This is a genomic window from Glutamicibacter nicotianae (assembly GCF_006539525.1).
GTDB classification, from domain to species: Bacteria; Actinomycetota; Actinomycetes; order Actinomycetales; family Micrococcaceae; genus Glutamicibacter; species Glutamicibacter nicotianae.
Genome location: NZ_BJNE01000016.1, coordinates 24,978 through 49,795, shown reverse-complemented (window position 1 = coordinate 49,795; position 24,818 = coordinate 24,978). Strand labels below are relative to the sequence as shown.

Here is a 24,818-nt window from a genome sequence, read left to right as displayed (position 1 = left end):
CCGGTCTCAGGAAGGCAGGCGGATGCCGTTATCCTCGGCGATCGCCAGGCCATCTTTCAGCAGCCCGGCCAGCGCGCGTTCACGCTGGTCCAGCGGAGACTGCAACCGTGCAAGTGCCACATATCCTGCGTGCGATTCCTGGGCCAGATCGGCCAGGAATGACTGCTGCGGCACCGCCTCCTCATGTTCGCGCAGAATCGCCATGATGGCCCCGCGGACCTGGCGATCGGTACCCTTCCAAGCTTGGCCTTTCGGGGTGTAGTGCGGTGCCGGCTGCCCGCCGGCAACCCATGCGCACTGCTCGAACACCGGGCATTGCCCGCACTTCGGGCTGCGTGCAGTGCATACCAGCGCGCCGAGCTCCATCACGGAGACATTCCACAGATTCGCCGTCCGGTCATCTTCGGGCTGGACTTCCCTGGCCCGGGCGAACTCGCTGGCGCGCGGGCTTGGTTCGGGCAATGCCATGCCGCCAAAGAGCCGGGCATGCACGCGGCGGATATTCGTGTCCACGACGACGGTGCGCTCGCCGAAGGCGAAGCAGGCAATGGCGGCTGCGGTGTAGCCGCCGATGCCGGGCAAGGCCAACAGCTGCGCTTCGGTGCGCGGGACTTCGCCGTTGTATTCGGTGGTGATCTCCACGGCGGCGGCATGCAAGCGCTGCGCGCGCCGTGGATAGCCAAGCCGTCCCCAGGCTTTCAAAGCCTCGGACAGCGGTTCCGCGGCCAGATCCTGCGGCCGCGGCCAGCGGCGCATCCATTCTTCCCACACCGGCAGGACACGAACCACGGGGGTCTGCTGGAGCATGAACTCGCTGACCATGACTTCCCATCCGCTCACGCCAGGACGGCGCCAAGGCAGGTCGCGGGCGTTCTCTAGGTACCAGTCGTTGATGGTGTCGTGGATTTGCTGCACCCCACCACTCTAGGCCAGCGCACGGAAGACCCGGAATCCGAGGGAAAGCAGTGGGGAACGCGATGCACCTCGGATCCTACGCCATTACCGGGTTCGGGCGGTGCAATGAATTAGCCTTAATCCATGAGCAACGCATCAGGGGGGAAACCATCGGCCAGCGTCTACCGGCGCCGGCGGATTACCGTGGCAGTACTTGCCCTGGTGCTCATCGGCCTGATCGTCTGGGGCGTCGTTGCCCTGGTGGGGGTCTTTGCCCCCGATGAGCAGGAAACTGCGGGCAATGAACCGACCGCCCAGCAGACACAGCCGGTCCCTTCGCCATCGTCCGAACCGGAAGAGGATGAAGATTCGGGCAAGATGTGCAGCGGCGACGAGATCGAGGTTACCGCGACGACCGATGCGAAAAGCTACGCCTCGGACAAGAAGCCGACATTGATTCTCGGCATCGAGAATGTCTCCAAGCGCGAATGCGAGGTGAACGTCGGAAGCACGCAGCAGGAGTTCCTGGTTTCCAGCGGTTCTGACCGCATCTTCTCCACCGTCGACTGCCTCGAGAATGCAGAGGACGTAATCCTGGCCTTCAAGCCCGGGCAGAAGGAGAACTCGCGCTTCACCTGGAACCGCGAGCGTTCGGCTCCCGGCTGCAAAGCTGTCAGCGTGCAGCCGCGTCCGGGAACCTACAAGTTCACCGCGGCTGTCGGCGACTTCGTCTCCGAGCCGGTGACCTTCACCCTGGAGTGAGCGCCTAGATGTAGCGGTCCAGCAGCGAGGACTCGGCCATACGTGCGAGCCCTTCACGGATGGAGCGTGCACGCTGCTCGCCGACGCCTTCAATTTCCATAAGCTGGCTGGTGGACGCGGACATGAGCAGCTGCAAGTTGTCGAACGCCGCCACCAGGCGATCCCCGACCACCTTGGGAACCGTGCGGATTTGCGAGAGCAGGCGATATCCCTTGGGGGTCAGCTGGTCGTCCTGGCCAATGCTGGAGTGCGGGAACAGGATCTTGGTCAGCCCGTCGAGCTCGACCAGCTGCGCGTCGGACACTTCATGCAGCGTCTCCAAGGCGTGCTCGATATCCAGCTCCTGGCCCTCGGCGTCGGAGTAGTCCCGCAGCAGCAGCTCGTTATCTGCCTGGATGCCGGAGAGCAATTCGGCATGCTGGGCTGCCAGCAGGCGCCCGTCGATGCCCAGCTCCAGCACGTAGCGGGAGATTTCCTCGCTGGTGCGGCGCAGCATCTCGGTGCGCTGCAGCACTGCCAGCACCTCCCGCGCAGTGGCGACATCCTCGATCTCCGCCGCTGACAGGGCGCTGGTGACCTGGTCCAAGCGGTGGCGGTAGCGTTCCAGGGTGGCAATGGCCTGGTTGCCGCGGGCCAGCAGGCGCTCGGCAGGTTCGAGCACATGGCGCTCGCCGTCGGCATAGAGGGTGATGGTCTGCATTGACTGCGACACCGAAATCGTCGGGAACCCGGATTGCGCGGCCACGCGTTCCGCGGTGCGGTGGCGGGTGCCGGATTCCTGGGTTTCAATCTGCGCATCCGGCATCAGCTGCACGCCTGCCTGCAGGATCTGGCGGCCGGTTCCGTCCAGGATGATCGCACCGTCCATCTTGGCCAGTTCGCGGATGCGGGTCGGCGTGTATTCGGTGTTGATCCGGAAGCCGCCGGAGCTGATCGACTCGACGAGCTTGTCGTGGCCGAGCACGATGAGGGCTCCGGTGCGGCCGCGCTGGATCCGCTCCAGGCCCTGGGCGAGTTCGGTACCCGGGGCAATCTGGGCCAGAACGGCAAGGAATCCGGGGGTGGGGTGCGCTTTCAACTGGCGTCCTTTCGGCGGGCGGCAATAATCAAGTTTATCGCGTTGGCTTCTGCCGCTGGTTGAAGGCGATATCCAGGGCCTGGGCGATATTCTCCACCTGGAACACGCGGATGCCCTCGGGGATGTTCTTCAACGGTTCCGGGGTAGCCGGGGCCATTGCGAAGGAGAATCCCAGGCGCTGGGCTTCGGTGATGCGCCGCGAGATCTCGGGCACTTGCCTCACCTCGCCGGCCAAGCCGACCTCGCCGAAGGCCACGAAGTCCTGCGGCAGCGGGAACTCGTTCATCGACGAGGCCAGGGCCAGCGCGCAGGCCAGATCCGATGCCGGTTCGGCGATCTTGACGCCGCCCACCGTGGCGATATAGGAGTCCATGGACGACAGATCCATATGCGCGCGGGCCTGCAGCACCGCCACGACCATCTGCGCCCGTGCCGCATCCAGGCCGCTGGTGGCCCTGCGGGCGGCCGGGGCATTGCTGCGGGAGAGCAGGGTCTGCACCTCAGCGACCAGCGGCCGGCGGCCTTCGAGGGTGACGGTGATGCAGGTGCCCGGAACCGGGTTGCGGGTTCTCGTGACGAACAGCTTGGAAGGATCGGTCAGCGATTCAATGCCGTCCTCATTAAGGTCGAAGCAGCCCACCTCATCGGTGGCGCCATAGCGGTTCTTCAGCGCGCGCAGGATGCGCAGCCGCGAATGCTTCTCGCCATCGAATTGGCAGACCACATCCACCAGGTGCTCGAGCAGCCGCGGGCCGGCGACCGACCCTTCCTTGGTGACGTGGCCGACCATGATGGTGGACATGGCCCGGGTCTTGGCCGCGTTGATGATCGACGCGGCGACTTCGCGCACCTGGGACACGCCGCCGGCCGCGCCGTCCACCTCTGCCGAGGAGAAGGTCTGCACCGAGTCCAGGATCAGCAGCTGCGGATCGATCTCCTGGATCTGCCCCAGCGCCAGGGCCAGGTCGGTTTCGGCGGCCAGGAACAGCGTATCGGCGATGGCGTTGATGCGTTCGGCGCGGGACTTGACCTGCGCGGCCGATTCCTCGCCGGTCAGGTAGAGCACGCGCAGGCCGGTCTGCGCCGCTTTCGCTGCGACGTCCAGGAGCAGCGTGGACTTGCCTACGCCGGGTTCTCCGGCGAGCAGGATCGCGGCTGCCGGGACCAGTCCGCCACCGAGCACGCGGTCCAGCTCGGACACCCCGCTGGGGCGGAAGGCGGCTTCGGAGCCGTCGATCTGCGCGATCGGCTTCGCCGGGTGGGCGACTTTGGCCGCGGCCACGGTGCGGGCGGAAACGACACCCACTTCTTCGACGGTGCCCCAGGCCTGGCATTCGCCGCAGCGGCCCACCCATTTGATCGTGGTCCATCCGCATTCGGAGCATTTGAACGATGCGCTGGATTTGCTGCGGGTGGAAGTTTTGGCCATGGCTCAATGCTATCGAGCCATGCGGACATTTTTGTTCAGGAGAGCTTGGGCAGCACTTCGATGGCTTCCTCGTGCACGCGGCCGGCTGCCTCGAGCAGATCCACCACCATCGGGCGCAGCAGCAGGACAAGGCCTTCGCCCTGGAGCCCTTCGACTCCCAGTGCGCGCGGATCCAGCTGGGCGGCGACTCCTTCCAGCTGCTGCTGGGCGGACTTCTCGTATTTGCGCTGGCCCGCCACCGTGGTCTCGCGCACCGAGTGCGCCAAGGTGTTGACCGCCTCGGACAGCTCGCGCATCAGCGGAGCCAGGGTTTGCGCGCCTTCCGGGGTCAGTGCGCTGTTACTGAGCACGGAAGCCAGCCGCCGGGCGAAAACCCGCGTGTTGCGGGCGGCCCAGTCGTAGTGGTTGAAGCGCTTGGACAGCCGGTTCAGCTCGTGGCGGTGGCGCCGCCCGGCGGGGGAAATCGTGGCGATTTCCTTGGACGCGCTGAAGGCGGCTGGCAGCTTGTCCAGATGCTTCTGGGTGCCGCGTGCCTTGATCAGCGCGTGGAATGCGGAGCGCCGGTCATCGTCGCGGATGGCCCAGGAGCATTCCAAAAGCGCTTCGGAAAGCTCCTTGAACAAATCCGATAATGCGGAAACCGGACTGCGCCTCGGGTCGGTAGGCCAGAAAATAATGACCAGCAGGGCGAGCAGGGAACCGGTCAGGGCATCGATGGAACGGGCAAATGGGCCGTCGGCGCTGATCGGCAGCAGCACCACCAGTGCCGATTGCATACCCAGCTGGGTGGAGAAGATTGCACCTGAATCCAGGTAGCGGGCTATGACCAGGCTGAGCGACATCACCAGCGCGGCCTGCCAGATACCCTGCCCGAACCAGTGCATGAGGGTATCGCCCAGGGCCACGCCCAGGGTGCATCCCAGGGCGACCTCGGCGGTTTTGCGCACCGTGGTGGAGGCGCCGAAGCCCAGCGAAACCAGCGCGCTGGTGGCCGCGAAAATCGGCTGGGAGTGCCCCCAGATGCTTTCGGCGATCCAGAATGCGCCAATGGCGCCCAGGGTCATGCGCAGGATTCTGGGCAGGGAATTGCGCGAGCGTATCAGCCCGGCGCGATTGCGCTGCGCCAAGAATCCGAATAGTTGCGCTGGCATGCGCTTTACTTTCCGCCCAGTTGCCATGGCTTCAGTCTTCCATGGGTTGGGCGGGCGGCGGCAGAAGCTGCCGGGATATTGCGCTGGTGAGCAGGATCACCTGCCTGTGGACAAGTTGTTAACCTTCTGTTCACCTTCGCCGGGGGAGCTGGTTACTTTCGATCTTTAACGTCGTAGATGAAGCGGAGAGAAGCCGCTGAAAGTTTTACATCGATCTACCAACATGGGGAGTAAATCTCGTGAAGCTCAACCGCTTTGGCAGCGCAGCTGCCGTTCTTTCCGTCGCAGCACTCGCACTGACCGCCTGCGGCTCGGATAACCCAACCGCCGCTGCCGGTTCCGAAGGCGCAGAGACCTCTGCTGCATCCGGTGTCACCGGTACCCTGACTGGCATCGGCGCATCCAGCCAGAACTCGGCCATGGAAGCATGGGCCACCGGCTTCAAGGCTGCCAACCCGGACGCCAACGTGCAGTACTCGCCAGACGGCTCCGGCGCAGGCCGCGAAGCATTCCTGGCAGGCGGCGCGCAGTTCGCCGGCTCGGATGCCTACCTGAAGGAAGACGAGGCCGCCAAGGCCAAGGAAGTTTGCGGCCCAGAAGGCGCATTCAACATCCCGGCTTACGTCTCGCCGATCGCGATCGCCTTCAACCTCGAAGGCGTTGAAGAGATCAACATGGACGCAGCCACCATCGCCAAGGTGTTCAAGAAGGAAATCACCAAGTGGAACGATGAGGCAATTGCCAAGCAGAACCCGGACGTGGAGCTGCCTGATACCGCAATCACCGTTGTGCACCGCAACGACGAGTCCGGCACCACCGAGAACTTCGTCGAGTACCTGAAGGCCGCAGCCGCCGATGTCTGGACCTACGATGTCTCCGGCGACTGGCCAAGCGACATCCAGTCGGAAAACGCCAAGGGCACCTCCGGCGTGGTTTCGACCACCACTTCGACCAACGGCGCCATCACCTACGCTGACTTCTCCGCAGTGGGCAACCTGTCCACCGTGAACGTCAAGGTTGGCGATGAGTACACCAAGATCTCCGCCGAGGCAGCTGCCAAGGCCCTCGAGACCGCAACCCCGGTTGAAGGTGCGGCCGAGAACGACCTGGCCCTGGATCTGGAGCGCGACACCACCGAAGCGGGCACTTACCCAATCGTCCTGGTTTCGTACCACATCTTCTGCAGCAGCTACAAGGACCAGGCAACCGCTGATCTGGTCAAGGCCTTCGGCAACTACGTCATCTCCGAAGACGGCCAGAAGACCGCCCAGGCTTCGGCAGGCAACGCCCCAATCTCGGCATCCATCGCCGAGAAGGCCAAGAAGTCGATCGACGGCATCACCGTCGCCGAGTAGTACCCCGCCGGGCAACCGGCAACAGGTGCGGGTGGCCGAACTCAACCACCCGCACCAGCAGTACCCCTCCACCCCCGCAGTGAAAACTGCATCACCCCCGTTTCGTAAAGGCTCTAGCCATGACTACCAATGCTTTGACAAGCAAGTCATCGACTTCCGGCCGCGCTGGTGACAAGGTCTTCTCCGGCGCCGCACTGGCTGCCGGTGTCCTGATCCTGATCACGCTCTTCGCGGTCGCGGTCTTCTTGCTGATCCAAGCCCTGCCGACGTTCTTAGCCGATCCGGCTGAGATTTCCGGTGGCGAAGGATTCTTCGCCTACATCTGGCCGATTGTCATCGGCACCGTTATCGCAGCGGCTATCGCGCTGCTGATCGCCACCCCGATCGGCATCGGCGTGGCACTATTCATCTCGCACTTCGCTCCACGCAAGGTCGCAGGCCCGCTGGGCTACCTGATCGACCTGCTCGCCGCGATCCCCTCGGTGATCTACGGCGCGTGGGGCTACATGGTGCTCGCTCCGGCTCTGGTTCCAGGCTACGAATGGCTGGCCAAGAACCTGGGTTTCATCCCGCTCTTCGAAGGCCCGGCCAGCCAGACCGGCAAGACCATGCTCACCGCCGGCATCGTGCTGGCAGTGATGGTGCTGCCGATCATCACCTCGCTGAGCCGCGAAATCTTCCTGCAGACTCCGAAGCTGCACGAAGAGGCCGCTCTCGCCCTGGGTGCAACCCGCTGGGAAATGATCACCACCGCGGTGATCCCCTTCGCCCGCCCGGGCATTATCTCCGCCGTCATGCTGGGCCTGGGCCGCGCCCTGGGCGAAACCATGGCCGTCGCGCTGGTGCTGTCCACCGGCAACCTGATCCCGTCGCTGATCAAGACCGGCAACCAGACGATCGCCGCGGAAATCGCCTTGAACTTCCCTGAGGCCTTCGGCCTGCGCCTGGCAGAGCTGATCGCCGCCGGCCTGGTCCTGTTCCTGATCACTCTGGTCGTGAACATGATCGCTCGTGGAATCATCGCCCGCCACAAGGAATTCTCGGGAGCCAACTGATGAGCACCATGACAACCAACCAGAACAGCACCTCGGGCAACCTGACTCCTCCGGTGCGCAAGCGCAACTCCCTGGCCAAGGGCAAGCTGCCGAAATGGGCCATCTGGGCCATCGCCGCAGGCTCCATTATCATCGGGGCGGCAGCGTCCACGCTGACCGGCTTCAACGTGGCCTCCTTCGCCATCTACTCCGCGATCATTTTCCTGGTGGCCGCCTCGGTAATCACCACCGTTGCCGAAGGCAAGCGCCGCGGCAAGAACGCGATGTGGACCTACCTGATCTACGCCGCCTTCATCGTGGCAGTGATCCCGCTGGTATCCGTGCTCTACACGGTGCTGGAAAAGGGCATGCCGGGCATGAACAGCCACTTCCTGTTCAGCTCCATGAACGGCGTGACCGGCGCGGTGGACAACGAAACCGTCGCCAACGGCACCCCGGTGGTCGGCGGCGCGTACCACGCGGTGATGGGCACCTTGCTGATCACCCTGTGGGCTACCCTGATCTCCGTTCCGGTTGGCATGCTGACCGCTGTCTACCTGGTGGAATACGGCCAGGGCAAGGCGCTGTCCAAGGCGATCACCTTCTTCGTCGACGTGATGACCGGCATTCCCTCGATCGTCGCCGGCCTGTTCGCGGCGGCATTCTTCGGCATGATCCTGGGCCCGAACGCCCGCATGGGCATTGTCGCAGCGGTCGCGTTGAGCGTGCTGATGATCCCGACGGTGGTCCGCTCCACCGAGGAAATGCTCAAGATCGTCCCGAACGAGCTGCGCGAGGCATCCTACGCACTGGGCGTGCGCCGCTGGCGCACCATCTTGAAGGTGGTCATCCCGACCGCGATCTCCGGCATCGCCTCCGGTGTCACCCTGGCCATCGCCCGCGTGATCGGCGAGACCGCACCGATCCTGGTCACCGCCGGCATCGCAAGCAACATCAACCTGAACGTCTTCGCGAACTGGATGTCCACGCTGCCGACCTTCATCTACTACCAGATCCTGACCCCGACCAGCCCGACGAACATCGACCCGTCGGTGCAGCGCGCCTGGGCCGCAGCCCTGCTGCTGATCCTCATGGTGATGGCGTTGAACCTCCTCGCCCGCCTGGTCGCTTCGATCTTCGCCCCAAAGAAGGGCCGTTGAGCCTAGGCTCCGGTCCGGACAAACCCAAACTTTTTCAAGGATTACATCATGGCAAAACGCATCGACGTCAATGACCTGAACGTCTACTACTCCAAGTTCCTCGCCGTTGAAGGCGTCTCGATCAACATCGAGCCGAAGTCGGTTACCGCATTCATCGGCCCATCGGGTTGCGGCAAGTCCACCTTCCTGCGCACCCTGAACCGCATGCACGAGGTCATCCCCGGAGGCCGCGTCGAGGGCCAGGTCCTGCTGGACGGCGACGACCTGTACGGCGCGGGCGTGGACCCGGTGACCGTGCGCAGCCAGATCGGCATGGTCTTCCAGCGCCCCAACCCGTTCCCGACCATGTCCATCAAGGACAACGTGCTGGCCGGCGTGAAGCTGAACGGCAAGAAGATCTCCAAGTCCGACGCCGACGCGCTGGTGGAGAAGTCGCTGCGCGGCGCAAACCTCTGGAATGAGGTCAAGGACCGCCTGGACAAGCCGGGCTCGGGCCTTTCCGGCGGCCAGCAGCAGCGCCTGTGCATTGCCCGCACCATTGCGGTCAAGCCCGACGTGATCCTGATGGACGAGCCGTGCTCGGCACTGGACCCGATATCCACCCTGGCCATCGAGGACCTGATCAACGAGCTGAAGAACGACTACACCGTGGTGATCGTGACCCACAACATGCAGCAGGCCGCCCGCGTGAGCGACAAGACCGCATTCTTCAACATCGCCGGCACCGGCAAGCCGGGCAAGCTCATCGAGTACAACGACACCGCAGCCATCTTCTCCAACCCGGAGCAGAAGGCCACCGAGGATTACGTCTCCGGACGCTTCGGATAAAGATTTCGGCTACCGCCGCTCCTTGAGCGGATGGTAGACGGACCGGAAGGGGGGTCTTCCGGGGATCCTGGAGGGGATCACCGCCAGCGGCGCACCGATTGCGGTGCGCCGCTGCACTTTAACCATTCACGTAAAGCTCCCTTGACTGTAAAGCGACCTTGTCAGTAAAGTGAGGTTTACATTTATCGGAAAGGGGGCAGTGGTGGATTCAAAAGAGTCAGTTGGCCAAAGCAAATGGGGTCGTTCGCGATTCGGCGGATCGACAGCCCTGCTGATCATCCTGTCACTGCTCGGGGGGCTGGTGCTCTGCGCTGCCATGGCGCTGATCTGGTGGACATTCGGCCCCGAAGCCGATCAGCAGCGCAAGATGCTGTCCGGACTGGTCTTTGCACTGCTGATGCTGCCCGCTGCGTCCGCCTTGTGCTGGGTATTCATGCTGGACAGGGATACTCTGGCCGGAGCCGTGCGGGATCCGGAATCATCCATCGAGGGAAAATGGTACGAAAAGGCGGCTTTCGGAGCATTTCATGATCTGATCGCCCTGTGCGGATTGGGCGCCATGGCGCTGGGTTTGCTGCGCATTGACGTAGAACCGGTGATGCTGCTTGTCGGGGTCGTTCTGCTGGCTGCCGTAGACGTGCTCGTGCGCTACCTGGTGATCAAGAAGGTGGAAGGCTGATGCACAAGCGCGATTCCGATTCCCGCGCCGTAGCATCGGCCCGCTCGCGCTTTGTGCAACCGAGTAAGCGAGCCGAAAGCTAATGGAGAACAATCTCAGTGAATACCGCAGGGAACGCGGGTTCTCCCAGCAGGCATTGGCGGACCTGCTCGGCGTCTCGCGCCAAACTGTCATCTCGCTCGAAAAGGGCCGCTACGATCCGTCCTTGCCGCTGGCCTTCAAGCTATCTGCGGTCTTCGGCTGCAGGATCGAAGACCTCTTCGTTCCGGGCGAAAACTAGGCGTTGCCCAGCAGCGGATGCACCGCCAGCGTGAGGATCGCGCCGCAGGCAACGCAGACCACCGGGGTCAGCACCCAGTGCAGCAGCACCTTGGTGACATTGCGCCACACCACCGATTCGAAAGCCTGGTTATTGCCGGCGCCGACGATGCCGCTGGTGACCGCCTGCGTGGTGGACAGCGGCAGGTGCAGGACCAGCGAGCCGAGGAACAGCATGGCCGCGGCCACGCCTTGGGCGATCATGCCGCGCAGCGGATCGAAGTTCACCAGCCGGCGGCCGAGCGTGTAGGTGATGCGCCATCCGCCTAGGAGCACGCCGAGGCCCAGCGCCGTGCCGGCGGCCAGCTGGATGGCCCAGGTCACGGGTCCCGGGTCCATCGCATGCCCGGTGATCAGCACCAGTGCGATCATCGCGCCGGTGCGCTGGCCATCTTGCAGCCCCAGCCCCAGCGCTACCGCACAGGCGGCAATGGCTTGGCCTGCGCGCGAGCCGTTGTTGACCGAACCCGAGGAATTATGGCGCATCAGCCAGGTCGCCGGAATCACCAGCACGTAGGACAGCAGGTAGGCAATCACCGGGGTGATCAGCAACGGCAGAAGCACCGAGCCGAGCAGCAGCCCCCAGGCACCGGACATCGGCAGGTCGCCCATGAAGGCCGAGGCGCCGCTGGCGCCCACCAGTCCGGAGAACAACGCGTGGGTGGAACTGACCGGCAAGCCGCGCCACCAGCAATACAGTCCCCAGGCGCCGGCGGTCAGCAGGCCGCAGATCAGCAGCTTCAAGCCGACGACGCCATCGGGGACGTTGAAGTTCAGCTTGTCCACCAGCGCCACGCTCAGCCCCGAGGTGGCTAGGGTGCCGAGGAAGGCGAATACTGCCGCCACGGAGACCGCTATGGCCGGGCGCAGCGCCCTGGTGCGCACCGAGGCCGCAACCGCGGTGGAGGCATCCCTGAAGCCGTTGAGCACGCCATAGCCCAGCGTGAGGACGATCGCGATTCCGGTGAGGACCGAAAGGATGGTCATGTCCCTAGGACTCCTTCACCAGCACGCGACCGAGGTGGTCGGCAAACTGGCGCAGGGTGTTGGCCGTGAGCATCAGGTGGTCGGCCACGCGCTGGTGGCGGTGGATCGTGCCTGCCTTGGCGAACTTCGAGATCTCGTTGACCCACACCAGGTGGGTGCGCGCCGCGCGCTTGGAGAACTGCAGCATCTGCAGCCAGTTGTCTTCCAGGTCATCGAGGTTGTGCAGGCGCTGGACCGAATCGGAGGCCAGTTCGGCCAGCTGCGAAATGAGTTCAAGCTGCTCCGAGGAACGCTCGGAGAGCGGGGTGGAGCCAACGGTCATGATCAGCTCGCCGGTGCCGCGCAGGTGTTCCATGGTCTCGTGCAGCAAACGCGAGAGGGTGTACATGTCTTCGCGGGGAAGCGGACTGATATAGCTGGTGCGCAGGTGGGTGAGCACCGCGTGCACCAGGTCGGAGGCCTCGGCTTCCGCGGCAGCCAAATCCCGCAGCTGATCTGCACGGGTGTCGGGTGAGCCGATCATCTCGGCGACATTGGCAACGGAGGTGCGAATGGTCGTGGCCAACCCGCACAGCAACTCGATGCCGCGCGAGGCGGAGGGAAAGATCTGGAACTTCACTTTTCGGCGCACCATTCGATTCGACTGTTATTGGTACCAACGCAGAACAGTTTACGACGCGGAAGTTAACGCCGGGTACGTGATGGTGCCGGACTGGGAACGCCTCTCGGCGGAAGGCCGCTCGAAGCGGCAGAATTTTGGAGCCCGGGGTTACCAGCAGCCCGGCACCGTTATCTAGTGTTCTCGCCTGACCGGTGCGCTGTCAACCGCCAGGGCGGTGCTCGTGCGGTTTATCACGCTACCGGCGCAGGCTCTTTTCGGCTCCGCTCAAGCAGAGCAGTGCGCAGCAGAACCAGATCGCGCCAGCGGGACCCAACCCAGCAGCGACAGTACTTGAGATAATCGGCAAAGCTACTTGTCCGACCCGGTTTCCCATGAGCCTGACGGCTAATGCCGCGCCGCGGTCCACCGCCGGCACCGACGTGGAAATCATCGTCATGGTCATCGGCTGGCCCAGGCCCAGGAAGAAGCCGCCGACCAGCAGCGCCACCCCGGCAGCCCAGAGCGAATCGATGAACACCGGCGCCAGGGCGATGGCAACGCCCGAAGCCCACAAGCTGGTGACCAGCAGGTGGTTGCGTTCGAAGTGGGCCGAGAGCTTCGGGATGAACAGCCGCGAAATAACCGAAGCGAAACCTCGAATGGCCAAAAGCACACCAACATCTTCCGGTGTGACGCCATGTTTCTCCGCCACCAGCGGCAAAAATGCGGTGAGGATGTCCAGCATCGCCAGCAGGGTCATCGAAGCGAACATGTGCGAGGCCATGCCCTTGATGCGCAGGACCGAGGGAATGGAGGCCTTGGACTTCGGCGGCCGGGTCTGCGACGCCGTTTTGGAGATCTTCGGTTGCCAGCTCGGAAGCAGGAAGGGGACAGCCAGCAGCGAGCACCCGGCGGCAATCCACAGCGACAGGCTGATATCGGCAACACGCTCGGCGGAGAGCGCGTCGGTGCCGGAGCCGAGCACCATTCCGCCGATCAGCGGCCCGATGAATTGCCCAGCGGCATAGGCGGCAGTGAACCAGCCGAAGCCCTTGTCCAGATCGCTGTCGGGGAAGAACCGGGCAATGGACGATTGCCCGCCAATGGTGAACATCAAATGCCCAAGCCCCAGCACGGCACTGGACAGGGCAACGGTCAGCGCATTCGGCGAGAAATTGATGCCGATGCCGCCAGCGGCCAGGAGGGCGACGCCGGCAACCATCAGGAAGCGGATCCTGCGGATGCGCGAACTGACCCGGCCCAGCATCATCGCGGTGAACAACGGAAGGATTGCATAGGCGGCAGTCACCACGCCGACGGTAAACGCGCCGGAGCCAAAGGAGATGAGCTTGTAAGTGGTGACCGGCCGGATGAGGTTCAGCGCCGTTTGGGACAGCAGCGCCGTTGCGATCAAGATCAGCAACCAGCGTACGAGTCCTGAAGAGTCGGTCCTCGATGCGGCGCCCACACCCACCTGCCTAGAATTGAGGGGTAACTTCCTCAATCCATCCTAATGGCGCGGGAGCGCCTTTCAGTCCAATGCGTCCTGGCGCCACAACCGGGCGCAGACTTCCAGATCAGCGGCCGTAGCCGTCAGCGCCTTGGCCTGCTGCGTCAGCTTCGTTCCCCGGTCGCTGTTGGAGAAATCTGCGGCATCGGCATGCTCGGTCATGCCCAGGGCCACGACCCGGCAATAGGCGGCAGTGCGTTCCAGGGCGTGGGCGAAGTCTCCGTTGAAGGCGCCGGAGAGAATCGACCCGGTCATCTTCTTCATTTCTTCGGCGGTCGGCGGTTCGGCCACCCCGGCGACGATGCGTTCGACCTGGGCACGGTGGGCTCCGGCCTGGAACCGTGCCGCGTGCACTTCCGGCTTGCCCATGGTGGCCGCGCGTACCGCATACAGGCGCCACAGCGCGCCGGGCAGGGAGTGGGCGGGAGCTTCGCTCCACAGCTCAGCGAGCACCTCCAAGCCCTCTTCCTCGGCAACGGCGATCAGCCGGCGTGAAACTTCGGGGTCGTTGTTGGCAATGCCTCGTTGCACGAAAGCCTGGGCAGACAGATGAGCGGCCTCGGAGACGCGCGCCGGGTCAGCGCCTCCTTCATAGGGCTCGAAATCTGCCGGGGCGAAGGGGCGTGGCTTGTGATGGCGGAACCCCGCATCCTGGGCTACTTTTGATCCTGCACGTGCACCTCTCATGCGCTCCAGAATACTCGCTGAACCTGAGTTCTCAGCCAACAAGGTGATTTAGCTTGCAAACCCCAAGATCAAGCGGGAATTACGGGATGCCACGGTGCGGAATACGCCGATTAATGATCATGCCGGTCCATCAGGTAGTATGGATTTTGGCCTTGTGCCGTGCGCCTTTAGCTCAGCTGGTAGAGCACTGGACTTTTAATCCATTGGTCGCGGGTTCGATCCCCGCAGGGCGCACAGAGTGAACCGGACCCGGCTTGCAGACGCAAGCCGGGTCCGGTTTTTCAATTCATTGTCCAGCATGGAACCGCCGGGCTGCCCCTCCTGCTAAACGTAGCGCTCCAGGAATTTGATGATGCGCTCCATCACCAATGCGCGGGCTTCCGGGTCATGCGAGCGCAGCGAGCTGTCGGTGAACAGGTGCTTGTCGCCAGGGTAGGTGAACAGCTCGGCGAGCCCTGCGCCCTCATTGCTGACGAAGCGTTGCGCTGCTTCCAGATCGCCTTCCTTCGCGAAGAACGGATCCTGGTCCATGCCGTGGATCTGCACCGGCACGCCTTCCGGCCACGGCCCGAAGCTCCACTCGGCTTCCAAGTCCACAAAGGATTCCAGCAGGACCGCGGCGACGGCGCCGGGGCGTTGCTGCGCGCACTGCTGGGCCAGCGCGGCACCCCACGAAGTGCCGATGTATACCAGCTCTTCGGGCAGCTTGGCGAAGAGCTTGTCGACGCGTTCCTGGATCTTGTCCTCGGTCATCTTGCCCGCCATGCGCATGCCCGTGTCGAAATCCTTGGGCAGCTTGCCGGCGTACAGGTCCACCGGGTGCACCGTGTGGCCGGCCGCGCGCAATTCAGCGGCCATCTGCTGCACCCCAGGGGTCAGGCCCTGGACGTGATGGAAAAGAACGATCGTAGCCATGGGTGCTCCTATTGGTTGCTAGCGTTCGTCGACCAGGTTCTCAATGCGCCGCGGCAGGTGCTCAATGGCCACGTCCCAGCCGGGCATCTGGCTATTGATTTCCACGCTGTAACCCTCAACCAGCATGAATTCTGCGCAGGTGAGCGCCTCCTGGCCGGAACCCGTTTCATAGATGAAGGCTCGTTTGATGTCCTGCCAGAGCAGGGTCGCGGACTGGTCGATCACGAGGCCGGTGTTGACGACTTCGACGGTGCGCTGGGGATAGGACATGTTCAACTTGCTTTCGGGGTCCTCGGCGGTGTGCTTTGAACAAGTCTAGACCGGCAGCGCACCGCCGTGGGGTTATCGAACCGGATCCGGATAGGATTTCGCCAAGGTTCCCCCGGGACCGGTTTCCAGCAAATAGTCCAGATCCAGCTGCGACAGGAAATGCTGATCGTGGCTGACTACCAGCAACGCACCCTTGTAGGCACCGAGCGCCTCGCTGAGCTGGCGCACGCTGTCCACATCCAGATTATTCGTGGGCTCGTCGAGGATCAGCAGCTGCGGTGTGGGTTCCGCGAGCAGCAGCGTCGCCAGGTAGACCCTGAAGCGCTCGCCGCCCGAGAGCGCCGCCAAGGGACGGTCGGCGCTGGCCCCGCGCAGCAGCAGCCGGGCAAGCATCTGGCGCACGTCGTTCGCGGTTGCCGTTGGAGCCACCGACGCCACATTCTCCATGGCGCTCAGCTGGCCGTCCAGGCCTTCCAGGCGCTGTGGCAGATACCCGACCCGGTCCACGAAAAGCTTTCCGCCCAAACCGCTGCCCGGAGCAACGCCTGCGAGCATCTGCCTGAGCAGCGTGGTTTTCCCCGAACCGTTGGGTCCGACAAGTCCTACGCGTTCGGCTCCCTGGATGATGAACGGGTCTTGCGCTGAACCCAGCACGGCAACCTGCTTGCCGGCGGGCAGCTTCGGATCTGGCAACTCGATATTGATGTGCTCGACCTGGCGTACCCGCTGATCGGCTTCGTCGAGCCGTGCTTGGGCGGAATCGACCTTGCCATCCAGGTGCGATCGCATCTTCCCGGCGTTTGCCTCTGATTTCTGGCGAAGATGGTTCGCCAGGATCTTCGGCATGCCCCCGGAAAGCTGGGTGGCCCGCCCCTTACGCTTGGCACGGGCCAACTTGGTTTCGGCTTCGACGCGCTGGCGCTTTTCCACCTTCAGCGAGGCCTGGGCGGTTCTGGCTGCCTGCTCGGCTGCCAGCTGCTCGGTTTCCAGCTGCTCGCGATATGCGCTGTAGGGCCCTCCGTAAACGCTGAGCTTCCCGTCGTAGAGCTCCACCGTGTGCTCCATGAGCTCGAGCAGCTCGATATCGTGGCTCACCACGACCAGCGTGCCCTTCCACGTGAGGACCAGCTCGTAGAGCAATTCGCGGGTGGGACGATCGAGGTTATTCGTCGGCTCGTCGAGCAAGGTGATGGGTGAATCGGCGATGCGCAGCCCGGTCACTGCCAGCAGCATCGCTTCGCCGCCCGATAGCGTGGATGCCTTCCGGCCCAGATCCAGGCCGCCGAATCCCAGCGGCTCCAGTTCGGCGCGGACCCGGGCTTCCACATCCCAGTTGGCACCCACCGCGTCGAAATGCGCTGGGTCCACACTGCCGGACTCGATGGCTTCCAAGGCTGCAAGGATCCGCTGTATCCCGAGCAGCTCGGCGACAGTAGCGTCCTGTTCCAAAGCCAGCGTTTGCGGAAGGTAGCTCAGCGGTGCGCTCGATTCCGCCGTTCCGCTGGTTGGGTGCAGCTGCCCGGCGATCAGTTTCAGCAACGTCGATTTGCCGCTGCCATTGGCGCCGATCAGCCCGGTCCGCCCGGAGGGAAAAGTGCCGTCCAAGTTGGCCAGGGCGATTTCTCCCGAGGGCCAGGCGAAGCTGAGATGGTTCAGGGTAATGGGTGGTGTCAAAGGCATGCAGGTTCCTCCCGCTAATGCGAAGGGGCTGCCGACTTGGGGGATCACAGAAATGGCTCAACCTCGAAGAGGGGCCGGAAAAGAAAAGGATACCGAAGCCGGTAGCCGAAATGAACAAGTTGCACCGTACAGAATCGGTGCAGGGTCATTGGCTGGCTTAGTAGGTATCCATGCCAAAGAGTGTAGCAGGGAGGAAAACAGGAATTAACCCCTCAGCGCAAGAAGACTGGCATCCACTCCTGGTTGTGCGCGTGGACCAGCGTTAGGAACAGGGCAAGGTCGACGGTAGGGAACAGGCCCCAAAGTTCTAGATCTCAAACGTTCGGATCACCCTGTCGCTGAGCAAGACCTGGTAGGGCATCTGCTTCAATGTTGCAGCATCAATATCGATACCACGTCGTTGGGCGGCAGCGGCAATTTCGTCCCACGGATGATCCCCGGACCTTTCCGGGTCATCGATCCGCACCAAATCAAGAATCTCGGCAATCAGCTCATCTGACGACCGCCTCCACCTGGCGGGCCCGGGCCCATGGGATATGGCTGTGAAGCCACGATCCAGATCCAAACTGATCATCGACCCATCGCTCATCAAAATGCATTGCGTGATTTTCACGCTGATGCTTGGCCTCAAATTGTCCGTCAGGGTCTCATCCATGTCGCAGACCGCTGCAATCGACATTGCATTCAGAGTGCTAACCATCGTATGCGGCAGCACGGGAAAAGTTCCAGACTCGTACTCGCCGTGCAGCGGCGCGTAGTGGAATCCCTTTTCGTCGAAATCACTCATAGCCGATCCGCCCTTAGAGGTCCTGGGCGCCTATTGGCTGCCAGCAGTTTCCCGTGGATCGTGCAACGCGGCGATCCGCTCGTGGTCTGGCTCACGGTCGCAGGGGAGCCGGAATAAGGATACCGAAGCCGGTAGCCGAAATGAACAAGCTGCGCCGTTCAGAATCGGCGCAGGGGCATTGGCTGGCTTGGCAGGTGTCCATGCCAATGAGGGTAGCAGGGCGGAAAACAGGAATTAGCCCCTCAGTACATGAAGACCGGGAGCCATTCCCGGTTGTGCGCGTGGACCAGCGCGAGGAACAGGACAAGGTCGAAGATCAGATGCACACTTACGACATAGGACAAGGACTTCGTCAGCTTGAAGGTATAGCCCTGCAGCAGGGCGAAGGGGAAGGTCAGCAACGGGCCCCAGGATTGGTAGCCGATCTCCCACAGGAAAGAGGAGAAGATCACCGCTTGCAGGATATTGGCCTGCCAGTCGGGAAAGTGCTTGCGCAGCAAGGCGAATGCCGTGCAGATGAAGAACAGCTCGTCCCAGATGCCCACTGAGTTGACTCCGATGAAGAGCCGCCAGAAGATCGCTGGGTCCGAGGCGTCTGGCCAGTTCTGATAGACGCCGGTGCTGATCAGATACACCGGCAGAACGAGGAAGCCCAGCGCCACCACTGCCAGCAGATACAGTTTCGCTGCCAACGGCCACTTGCGACCGGTGTTCACAGGGAACTTGATAATTTGCTCCCGCAAGGCGAATCGCGAAATCAGCCAGGGCAGCAGGACCGCCGCTGCCAGCGCCGTGCCCATCTGCGCCATGTGGCCCAGGCTCAGGTCCGCGTTGAGCGGAACCAGGCTGATGATCACCAGCCCTGCCGCGATCATTGACAGATGCTGGGCGAGCCTGCGGTCGATGAGAGCTGCGCACAGCAGGCTCAGCGCCAGCAAGCCGTAGCCAACAAGAGCGTTGCCGGTGCCGAAGAGCAGCGCTGCGGAAGCCGAGAGCATGGCGGCAGGCAGCAGCTTCCAGCTCATCGTGCAACGCTGCGATTCGGTCGAGGTCTGGCTCACGGACACAAGCATGCCAGCTGAGCTGGAAGAATAACACCGTCCAGGTTCGCGCATGAGCCGCTTAAAGTCGTTTGGCCCGCATCCGATGGATGCAGGCCAAAAGAAAACTTTGCAGAAACTCTACTTCCAAGCGCGGTGAACGGCGACGATGCCGCCGGTCAGGTTCCGGTATTCCACGTTCTTCCAGCCGACGTTGACGAACTTGGCGCCCAGCTTTTCCTGGTCTGGCCAGGCGGCAATGGACTCAGCCAAGTAGGCATAGGCGGAAGGGTTAGGCGACACCAAGTAGCCCAGCGCAGGGATGACGCGCGGCAGGAACTGCTGGTAGGCCACCTTGACCGGGGTGACGGTCGGGGTGGAGAACTCGGCGACGACGATGCGGCCGCCGGGCTTGGTCACGCGGCGCATTTCCGACAGCGCCTTCTCGGTGTCATCGATATTGCGCAGGCCATAGGAAATGGTCACAGCGTCAAAGGTGTCATCTTCGAAAGGAAGCTCATGGGCGTCGCCGTACACGAAGTCCAGCTGCGGGTAGCGCTTGCGGCCCTCGGCGAGCATGCCGTTGGACATGTCGCAGGCGGTCACTTTTGCGCCGGCTTCGGCCAGCGGGACCGAGGAGGTGCCGGTACCTGCAGCCAGGTCGAGAATGCGCTCGCCGGGCTTCGGCGCGATCGCCTCGGTGGTGATCTTGCGCCAGTAGTTCACGATGCCGCCGGTCATCAAGGTATTGAGCAAGTCGTAGCGAGGAGCCAGCTTGTCAAACATGTCCTGAACCTGATCGGCCTGCTTATCCAGGCCTGCGCGCGCATTCTGAGAACTCATGGGTCTAAGTCTTTCATATATGCGCGCGCCAAGGCGCCGGATGTGGGGCGAATCGCTTAGAGAATCGATTCCAGCCGGGCGTAGCTGGCTTCCATGCCATCGGCCATTCCGGTGGCGAGCATCGTGTCGCGAGCGGCCTTGTCGCGGTAGGTGATCAAGGTGGTCACCAAGGTGCCGCCGGTGGTGCTGGTGAACGTCAGCTGGTTGACGGATCCGGGTACGCCGGAACCGAGCATTTCCTCTCCGCCTTCGAGCTGCTCGGTGCTCGCTTCGTAGTGGCCCTCAACGCGTTCGAGGATCTTTCCGCTGAATCCGAATCCCTTGCTGCCATCGTCAGGGGCCCACCACAGCAGGTAGCTCTCGCCGACGCCGGGAGCCAGCTCGCATTTGGTCATCTTCCAGCCATCGGGTCCGTATTGCCAGCGCTTGACCAGTTCCGGGTCGTGGTGGGCGTCCCAGACCTGCTGGCGGGTGCCGCGGACCAGGCGGCTGACGCGAACCTGCGTGTCGTTGAGCAGTTCGGCTTCGGTGGCGAAGTTCTGCGCGTAGTCCCGCAGGTCGATGAGCACCTGCTCGATCTGGCTCATGGCCGAGCGTGTTCCGTCGATCATTCCCATTGCGACGACCTGTTCCAGGTCCGCCGCCGAATCATAGGTTCCGGTGACCGTGAGCTTCGTGCCTTCGGGCAGCGGGTCGAAGGTGAAAACCAGCCGCGAAGTGGGCAACTTGGCGTTCGGGCTGCCGTCATTGTGCGCGAAACCATCGATGACCTCGAAGAATTTCTGGTCGACCACTTCCTGCCAGTGCCAGTATCCGTGGAACTGTTCGCCTTCGGGCGAGGTCATGTGATAGTTCGAGTAGCCTCCGGCGGCGGCGTCGTGGCGAGTGAAGGTGGCCGGGTACTCTACCGGGCCCCAGAACTTGTCAATCTGGCGCGGGTCGAGGTAGGCGTCCCAGAGCCGGGCCACGCTGACCGGGAATTCTGCGTGGACGGTGAGCGTCAAGGACTGGACATCTTTATCAATGGACGTGACGGGCATGGGAATGCTCCTTAGGTGTCCTCGGAGGCAAGGAAATCGTCGAGCCGGCTGATGCGCTGGCGCCAGATTTCCTCCAAGGAAGAAAGTAGTTCTTGTGCGTGCCGGATGGTGTCCGGCTGGCCGCGGACTATGCGTTCGCGGCCACGTGCGATTTTCCTGACCAGGCCTGCGGCTTCCAGGGCGGCAACGTGCTTCTGCACTGCTGCAAAAGACATGTCGTAGCTTGCCGCCAGATCCGAAATGCTGATCTCGGCGTGAAGCGTCCGCCGCACGATGTCCCTTCGTGTGGCATCTGCCAAGGCGCGGAAGACCTTGTTTACCTGTTCTTCGCTCAGCTCATATACAACCATTTGGTTGTATATTACTCTCTCCCTCGCAGCAGGTAAAGGGGCATTCGGGAAAAGATGGAAAACATTCTGGTTGACTTTTCACCCCCTTTTCCAGTCAATAAGGTGAATTGTCCACTATCAATCTTTGTGCGGCAGCGGGGACTCTTCTCAAGGCACCGCCCGTCGCCTAGGCTTGTGGGAACGGCGGAAATCGAGCCTTGCTAGCGAGGAGATTGCATGAGTGGGTTCTCCATTGATTGGCCTGGCGCATCGCGTCGCGCCCAGCATGCTCATGAGCTCTTGGGCTCCAGCGGAGCCGGCGTTGCCGATCTCCCATTGCGTCAGGATGTGCGGGATTCCTGGAAGCGATCATTGGAAAGCTCCGCTGACCTGCGTGTCCCGTCGGTACTGAGCGATGACCATTTGCGTCTGGCGCGCGAACGAAGCGAACTCCAGCGGATCTGGCCAGTTTTCGAAAAACTCCTGGTCCCGTCCGCCATGGACGCCAATCTCCTGGTCGCCCTTGCTGATGCAGGTGGAACCTTGCTGTGGGTAGCGGGTGGAAATGGGGCCATGAGCCAAGCCGAAGGCGTGGGATTCATGGCAGGTGCCGACTGGGCCGAGAAGAGCGTGGGCACGTCCGCGCCGGGGATGGCGCTGGCAACGGGCGCCGGTTCGCAAGTCTCTGGTGCTGAGCACCTCTACGAGCAGGCCCACCGCTTCAGCTGCTCTGCGGTGCCGATTCGCGATCCGCGCACGGGCCAGGTCATTGGCGCAATAGACCTGACCGGCGGCCCGGAGGCCATTGCCACGCACTCGCTGCCGCTGCTGCAAGCCGCGGTCATGGCCGCGGAAACGCAGCTGCTCCTGCCCGGCGCCGGCGTCGTGGCCGACCCCGACTACCTGGACTTGGGGCGCAGTGACGGGGCCCACCTCGGCTCGACGCCCGTATCCCTGCGTCATGCGGAGATCCTGACGCTGCTGGCGCATTACCGCGAAGGCCTGAGCACCGCGCAGCTGGTCGAGGAGCTGTTCGAGCGCCCGGATGCCGCGGCCGAAGGCACCGTCCGCGCCGAAATCGTCAGGCTGCGCAAGGTGCTTGCGGGTTCCCCGGGCCGCAACCTGACCTCGCGCCCCTACCGCCTGCAATGGGACCTGCAGACGACCTTGGGCCGGCTCAGGCAAGCACTGGAAGCCGGCGAACTCGAAGCCGCCCTGCCGTTGTACTCGCCGGGACTGCTGGCCCGCTCCCAAGCACCTGGCATCGTGGCACTGCTGCACCGGATGGAAGCGGCGCTGCGCGAAATGGCGCTGGACCGCGGCACCGCCCGGCAGCTGCTGAACCTGGGTCGCCAGCTGGCCGACTCGGACCTGTTGCGGGCAGCCCTGCGCGAGCTTCCTGCGCAGTCGCCGGCGCGCTCGTTGATCGTTGCCGAGGTCCAGGAACTCGAATCCTGAGGTCCCGGATTATCGCAGTTCGCGCATCTTCTGCAGCACCAGGGCCAGTGCCGGCCACGCGCTGCGTCCGGCACGCGTCCGGGCGAAGGCCCGCAGCCGCAAATCTGGCCGGTGCAGCGGCAGGATTGACAGCCCTTCGCGTGCGGGACGGTTCTCGGGCAGCAGCCCTACCCCCATCCCGGCGAGGACCAGGTCCTCGACCAGGTCGAGGCTGTCGGCGTGGTGGCGCACCCGCGGGCTGAAGCCGGTCATCGAAGACAGCAGGCGCAGCACCGTCTCGTCGGCGATATTGCGCGAGTTGCCGATCCAATCCCGTTCCCGGAAGGCTGCCAGCACGCCAGCCGCTTCCGGCAGCGCTCCTGCGCCCAGGCGCGCTGCATCGGCCGCGGGAACACCCAGTCCCCAGGGGGTGCTCCACAGCTGAAGGGTGTCGACTTCCGGGCCGATCGTGTCCGGGGCCAGGTTGTAGTCGTAGGTCAGGGCCAGATCGATGTCGTCGGCGGCCAGCCGTTGGAGCGCCTCGGCAGGTTCCAGCTCAAGCACCACGATCTGCACCGCCGGGTGGTCGCTGGCCAGCTGCTGGATGATCGGCATCAAGGTGGTGCGGATGGCCGTGGCGAAACCCGCAACCCGCACCGTGCCCGACGGCGCAGCCTCGGGATCCAGATCCAGCCGGGCGGCATCCACTGCACCGAGGATGCCGCGGGCATGCTCGGCGAGCCGGCGGCCGGCTGGTGTCAACCGCACCCCGCGGCCGTCGGGTGCCAGCAGCTTGACGCCGACCTCCCGGGAGAGCTGTGCGATTTGCTGGGAGACCGTTGAGGTGGTGGTGCCCAGCACGTCCGCCACCGCCCGCATCGAACCGGTGCGGGACAGCTCGTACAGGTATTGCAGGCGGCGGGTTTCCATGGAGAACATTGTCCATGAATCTTGAACGATATGTCGATAATTCTCGCGTGGACATGGATGGCCTGGGTGGTCTCTACTGGATCCATGACTTCAACCCCTGTGCGCGCCGTGAATTCAGCTGGTGCCGGATCGCTGATGGCCGTGGCCTCGATGAGCTGCGTCCAGCTCGGGCTGGCTGCCTCCATCGGCCTGGCCGCAACTCTGGGCTCCGACGGCGTGGCATGGCTGCGGCTGGCCTGGGCCGCGGTGATCCTCGTGGCCTTCGCCCGGCCCTGGCGGCTGCGCTTCAGCCGCTCCACGCTGGTGATGTGCGCGCTGCTGGGGCTGGCTACCGCAGGCATGACGCTCTCCTTCATGCGTGCCGTCGAGACGATCCCGCTGGGCACCGCCAGCGCCCTGGAATTCACCGGGCCGCTGGCCGTGGCGCTGGTCCAGGGGAGGGGTGCCGGGCGCTGGTGGGCCTTGGCCGCGGCGGCCGGGGTGCTGGGCCTGACCGAACCCTGGAGCGGATCGGCCGACCTGGTCGGCGTGCTCTATGCCCTGGGCGGGGCCGTCTGCTGGGCGGCATATGTGCTGCTGACCCAGCGCGCCGGAGATGCGGTGGACGGGGTCGGGGCCCTGTCGGTATCGATGCCAGCCGCGGCCCTGGCCGCCACCCTGGTGGTTGGCCCAGGGGTAGCGGGGCGGCTGGACCTGCCGGTGCTGGCCATCGGCCTGGGCTTGGCCCTGCTGCTTCCCGTCGTGCCCTTCTGCCTGGAGCTGCTGGCCCTGCGCCGCCTGGCCGCCTCGGCTTTCGGCACCCTGATGTGCCTGGAACCGGCAATCGCCGCCACCGTCGGTGTGGTCTTCCTGCACCAGGTGCCAAGCATTGCGGCACTCGCCGGGCTTGTGCTGGTGATCGCCGCAGGCATCGGAGCGGCGCGGACCGGGCGGCGCGACCCGGCTGGCGCCGAGCGCGAACTGCAGCCGGCAGCGCCGGCTCGCCAGCCCGGCTGAGGCCCGTTCCGCCGGCCCGGAACGCTGCAACCTTCCTGCAACCTTTGGGTGACTAGAGTCACATTCAAGGTTCCGCGA

At 63.7% G+C, this 24,818-nt stretch carries 26 protein-coding genes and 1 tRNA gene; 10 read left to right on the top strand and 17 right to left on the bottom strand.

Features of this window, described 5'->3' with window-relative positions:
• Positions 1 to 6 precede the first annotated feature (6 nt).
• Positions 7 to 915 carry an iron-sulfur binding domain-containing protein gene (locus ANI01nite_RS14295; protein ID WP_141358748.1) on the bottom strand — a complete coding sequence of 303 codons (909 nt, stop codon included), beginning with the start codon at positions 913 to 915 and terminating at the stop codon, positions 7 to 9.
• A 123-nt stretch (positions 916 to 1,038) separates the two neighbouring features.
• Here ANI01nite_RS14295 and ANI01nite_RS14290 point away from each other — a divergent pair, with 123 nt between their 5' ends.
• A complete protein-coding gene (locus tag ANI01nite_RS14290) occupies positions 1,039 to 1,656 on the top strand; it encodes a hypothetical protein (RefSeq protein WP_066144550.1) in 618 nt (205 codons plus the stop codon).
• Positions 1,657 to 1,660: 4 nt separating this feature from the next.
• On the opposite strand, the gene disA is transcribed toward ANI01nite_RS14290, so the two are convergent.
• Genes disA through ANI01nite_RS14275 form a run of 3 tightly spaced genes read right to left on the bottom strand, consistent with a single transcriptional unit; the run spans position 1,661 to position 5,314 of the window.
• On the bottom strand, positions 1,661 to 2,734 hold the full coding sequence (gene disA / locus ANI01nite_RS14285; RefSeq protein ID WP_038993593.1) for a DNA integrity scanning diadenylate cyclase DisA: 1,074 nt from the start codon (positions 2,732 to 2,734) through the stop codon (positions 1,661 to 1,663).
• Between the two features lie 34 nt (positions 2,735 to 2,768).
• Positions 2,769 to 4,163 (bottom strand): DNA repair protein RadA, encoded by a 1,395-nt coding sequence (gene radA, locus ANI01nite_RS14280; protein WP_038993595.1) that lies wholly within the window; start codon positions 4,161 to 4,163, stop codon positions 2,769 to 2,771.
• Positions 4,164 to 4,198: 35 nt separating this feature from the next.
• Entirely contained in the window at positions 4,199 to 5,314 is a 1,116-nt protein-coding gene (locus ANI01nite_RS14275; RefSeq protein WP_255314554.1) for an FUSC family protein, read from the bottom strand.
• 239 nt (positions 5,315 to 5,553) lie between these two features.
• On the opposite strand from ANI01nite_RS14275, the gene pstS reads away from it, so the two are divergent.
• The 6 genes from pstS (at position 5,554) to ANI01nite_RS14245 (ending at position 10,650) form a co-directional block, all read left to right on the top strand.
• Positions 5,554 to 6,669: a phosphate ABC transporter substrate-binding protein PstS gene (gene pstS, locus ANI01nite_RS14270; RefSeq protein ID WP_038993596.1), complete on the top strand. Its 1,116-nt coding sequence runs from the start codon at positions 5,554 to 5,556 to the stop codon at positions 6,667 to 6,669.
• Positions 6,670 to 6,788: 119 nt separating this feature from the next.
• Positions 6,789 to 7,724, top strand: a complete 936-nt coding sequence (gene pstC, locus ANI01nite_RS14265; protein ID WP_038993597.1) for a phosphate ABC transporter permease subunit PstC — start codon at positions 6,789 to 6,791, stop codon at positions 7,722 to 7,724.
• Positions 7,724 to 8,863: a phosphate ABC transporter permease PstA gene (gene pstA / locus ANI01nite_RS14260; RefSeq protein ID WP_073707955.1), complete on the top strand. Its 1,140-nt coding sequence runs from the start codon at positions 7,724 to 7,726 to the stop codon at positions 8,861 to 8,863. The genes pstC and pstA overlap by 1 nt, the downstream gene beginning before the upstream one ends.
• Positions 8,864 to 8,911: 48 nt before the next feature.
• Entirely contained in the window at positions 8,912 to 9,691 is a 780-nt protein-coding gene (gene pstB, locus ANI01nite_RS14255) for a phosphate ABC transporter ATP-binding protein PstB (RefSeq protein ID WP_038993599.1), read from the top strand.
• A gap of 202 nt (positions 9,692 to 9,893) precedes the next feature.
• A complete protein-coding gene (locus tag ANI01nite_RS14250; protein WP_141358744.1) occupies positions 9,894 to 10,370 on the top strand; it encodes a hypothetical protein in 477 nt (158 codons plus the stop codon).
• A gap of 82 nt (positions 10,371 to 10,452) precedes the next feature.
• Entirely contained in the window at positions 10,453 to 10,650 is a 198-nt protein-coding gene (locus tag ANI01nite_RS14245; RefSeq protein ID WP_038993600.1) for a helix-turn-helix transcriptional regulator, read from the top strand.
• Here ANI01nite_RS14245 and ANI01nite_RS14240 read toward each other — a convergent pair.
• The 4 genes from ANI01nite_RS14240 to ANI01nite_RS14225 form a co-directional block, all read right to left on the bottom strand.
• Complete coding sequence (locus ANI01nite_RS14240) at positions 10,647 to 11,675, bottom strand: inorganic phosphate transporter (RefSeq protein WP_141358742.1); 1,029 nt, start codon at positions 11,673 to 11,675, stop codon at positions 10,647 to 10,649. The two genes, ANI01nite_RS14245 and ANI01nite_RS14240, sit on opposite strands and share 4 nt — an antisense overlap.
• 4 nt (positions 11,676 to 11,679) lie before the next feature.
• Positions 11,680 to 12,294, bottom strand: a complete 615-nt coding sequence (locus ANI01nite_RS14235; protein ID WP_255314553.1) for a hypothetical protein — start codon at positions 12,292 to 12,294, stop codon at positions 11,680 to 11,682.
• A 238-nt stretch (positions 12,295 to 12,532) separates the two neighbouring features.
• Positions 12,533 to 13,699: an MFS transporter gene (locus ANI01nite_RS14230; protein WP_255314552.1), complete on the bottom strand. Its 1,167-nt coding sequence runs from the start codon at positions 13,697 to 13,699 to the stop codon at positions 12,533 to 12,535.
• 108 nt (positions 13,700 to 13,807) lie between these two features.
• On the bottom strand, positions 13,808 to 14,473 hold the full coding sequence (locus ANI01nite_RS14225) for a hypothetical protein (protein ID WP_073707958.1): 666 nt from the start codon (positions 14,471 to 14,473) through the stop codon (positions 13,808 to 13,810).
• Positions 14,474 to 14,634: 161 nt separating this feature from the next.
• Here ANI01nite_RS14225 and ANI01nite_RS14220 point away from each other — a divergent pair.
• Positions 14,635 to 14,707, top strand: a tRNA-Lys gene (locus ANI01nite_RS14220).
• A gap of 90 nt (positions 14,708 to 14,797) precedes the next feature.
• Here the strand turns inward: ANI01nite_RS14220 and ANI01nite_RS14215 are convergent.
• The 8 genes from ANI01nite_RS14215 to ANI01nite_RS14180 all read right to left on the bottom strand — a co-directional run bounded on the left by ANI01nite_RS14215 (position 14,798) and on the right by ANI01nite_RS14180 (position 21,398).
• Positions 14,798 to 15,388: a dienelactone hydrolase family protein gene (locus ANI01nite_RS14215; protein ID WP_141358736.1), complete on the bottom strand. Its 591-nt coding sequence runs from the start codon at positions 15,386 to 15,388 to the stop codon at positions 14,798 to 14,800.
• 18 nt (positions 15,389 to 15,406) lie between these two features.
• Entirely contained in the window at positions 15,407 to 15,658 is a 252-nt protein-coding gene (locus ANI01nite_RS14210; RefSeq protein WP_038993609.1) for a hypothetical protein, read from the bottom strand.
• A gap of 72 nt (positions 15,659 to 15,730) precedes the next feature.
• On the bottom strand, positions 15,731 to 17,338 hold the full coding sequence (locus ANI01nite_RS14205) for an ABC-F family ATP-binding cassette domain-containing protein (protein WP_141358734.1): 1,608 nt from the start codon (positions 17,336 to 17,338) through the stop codon (positions 15,731 to 15,733).
• A 307-nt stretch (positions 17,339 to 17,645) separates the two neighbouring features.
• Positions 17,646 to 18,125 (bottom strand): hypothetical protein, encoded by a 480-nt coding sequence (locus ANI01nite_RS14200; RefSeq protein WP_141358732.1) that lies wholly within the window; start codon positions 18,123 to 18,125, stop codon positions 17,646 to 17,648.
• A 242-nt stretch (positions 18,126 to 18,367) separates the two neighbouring features.
• Entirely contained in the window at positions 18,368 to 19,150 is a 783-nt protein-coding gene (locus ANI01nite_RS14195) for a CPBP family intramembrane glutamic endopeptidase (RefSeq protein ID WP_141358766.1), read from the bottom strand.
• Positions 19,151 to 19,306: 156 nt separating this feature from the next.
• Entirely contained in the window at positions 19,307 to 20,008 is a 702-nt protein-coding gene (locus ANI01nite_RS14190) for a demethylmenaquinone methyltransferase (RefSeq protein ID WP_038993613.1), read from the bottom strand.
• Between the two features lie 56 nt (positions 20,009 to 20,064).
• Positions 20,065 to 21,048: an SRPBCC family protein gene (locus ANI01nite_RS14185; protein WP_141358730.1), complete on the bottom strand. Its 984-nt coding sequence runs from the start codon at positions 21,046 to 21,048 to the stop codon at positions 20,065 to 20,067.
• 11 nt (positions 21,049 to 21,059) lie between these two features.
• Positions 21,060 to 21,398 carry an ArsR/SmtB family transcription factor gene (locus ANI01nite_RS14180; protein WP_038993615.1) on the bottom strand — a complete coding sequence of 113 codons (339 nt, stop codon included), beginning with the start codon at positions 21,396 to 21,398 and terminating at the stop codon, positions 21,060 to 21,062.
• Between the two features lie 216 nt (positions 21,399 to 21,614).
• On the opposite strand from ANI01nite_RS14180, the gene ANI01nite_RS14175 reads away from it, so the two are divergent.
• Positions 21,615 to 22,835 (top strand): GAF domain-containing protein, encoded by a 1,221-nt coding sequence (locus ANI01nite_RS14175; protein WP_141358728.1) that lies wholly within the window; start codon positions 21,615 to 21,617, stop codon positions 22,833 to 22,835.
• Between the two features lie 9 nt (positions 22,836 to 22,844).
• Here the strand turns inward: ANI01nite_RS14175 and ANI01nite_RS14170 are convergent, their stop codons facing one another.
• A complete protein-coding gene (locus ANI01nite_RS14170) occupies positions 22,845 to 23,744 on the bottom strand; it encodes a LysR family transcriptional regulator (protein ID WP_162989145.1) in 900 nt (299 codons plus the stop codon).
• A gap of 84 nt (positions 23,745 to 23,828) precedes the next feature.
• Here ANI01nite_RS14170 and ANI01nite_RS14165 point away from each other — a divergent pair, with 84 nt between their 5' ends.
• Positions 23,829 to 24,740 carry an EamA family transporter gene (locus ANI01nite_RS14165; protein ID WP_255314550.1) on the top strand — a complete coding sequence of 304 codons (912 nt, stop codon included), beginning with the start codon at positions 23,829 to 23,831 and terminating at the stop codon, positions 24,738 to 24,740.
• The last annotated feature ends 78 nt before the right edge of the window (positions 24,741 to 24,818 follow it).

Coding starts and splice junctions, on each gene's coding strand:
- ANI01nite_RS14290 (WP_066144550.1), top strand. CDS start 1,039: ATGAGCAACGCATCAGGGGGGAAACCATCGGCCAGCGTCTACCGGCGC.
- radA (WP_038993595.1), bottom strand. CDS start 4,163: ATGGCCAAAACTTCCACCCGCAGCAAATCCAGCGCATCGTTCAAATGC.
- ANI01nite_RS14275 (WP_255314554.1), bottom strand. CDS start 5,314: ATGCCAGCGCAACTATTCGGATTCTTGGCGCAGCGCAATCGCGCCGGG.
- pstC (WP_038993597.1), top strand. CDS start 6,789: ATGACTACCAATGCTTTGACAAGCAAGTCATCGACTTCCGGCCGCGCT.
- pstA (WP_073707955.1), top strand. CDS start 7,724: ATGAGCACCATGACAACCAACCAGAACAGCACCTCGGGCAACCTGACT.
- pstB (WP_038993599.1), top strand. CDS start 8,912: ATGGCAAAACGCATCGACGTCAATGACCTGAACGTCTACTACTCCAAG.
- ANI01nite_RS14245 (WP_038993600.1), top strand. CDS start 10,453: ATGGAGAACAATCTCAGTGAATACCGCAGGGAACGCGGGTTCTCCCAG.
- ANI01nite_RS14240 (WP_141358742.1), bottom strand. CDS start 11,675: ATGACCATCCTTTCGGTCCTCACCGGAATCGCGATCGTCCTCACGCTG.
- ANI01nite_RS14225 (WP_073707958.1), bottom strand. CDS start 14,473: ATGAGAGGTGCACGTGCAGGATCAAAAGTAGCCCAGGATGCGGGGTTC.
- ANI01nite_RS14215 (WP_141358736.1), bottom strand. CDS start 15,388: ATGGCTACGATCGTTCTTTTCCATCACGTCCAGGGCCTGACCCCTGGG.
- ANI01nite_RS14210 (WP_038993609.1), bottom strand. CDS start 15,658: ATGTCCTATCCCCAGCGCACCGTCGAAGTCGTCAACACCGGCCTCGTG.
- ANI01nite_RS14205 (WP_141358734.1), bottom strand. CDS start 17,338: ATGCCTTTGACACCACCCATTACCCTGAACCATCTCAGCTTCGCCTGG.
- ANI01nite_RS14200 (WP_141358732.1), bottom strand. CDS start 18,125: ATGAGTGATTTCGACGAAAAGGGATTCCACTACGCGCCGCTGCACGGC.
- ANI01nite_RS14195 (WP_141358766.1), bottom strand. CDS start 19,150: ATGAGCTGGAAGCTGCTGCCTGCCGCCATGCTCTCGGCTTCCGCAGCG.
- ANI01nite_RS14190 (WP_038993613.1), bottom strand. CDS start 20,008: ATGAGTTCTCAGAATGCGCGCGCAGGCCTGGATAAGCAGGCCGATCAG.
- ANI01nite_RS14185 (WP_141358730.1), bottom strand. CDS start 21,048: ATGCCCGTCACGTCCATTGATAAAGATGTCCAGTCCTTGACGCTCACC.
- ANI01nite_RS14180 (WP_038993615.1), bottom strand. CDS start 21,398: ATGGTTGTATATGAGCTGAGCGAAGAACAGGTAAACAAGGTCTTCCGC.
- ANI01nite_RS14175 (WP_141358728.1), top strand. CDS start 21,615: ATGAGTGGGTTCTCCATTGATTGGCCTGGCGCATCGCGTCGCGCCCAG.
- ANI01nite_RS14170 (WP_162989145.1), bottom strand. CDS start 23,744: ATGGAAACCCGCCGCCTGCAATACCTGTACGAGCTGTCCCGCACCGGT.
- ANI01nite_RS14165 (WP_255314550.1), top strand. CDS start 23,829: ATGACTTCAACCCCTGTGCGCGCCGTGAATTCAGCTGGTGCCGGATCG.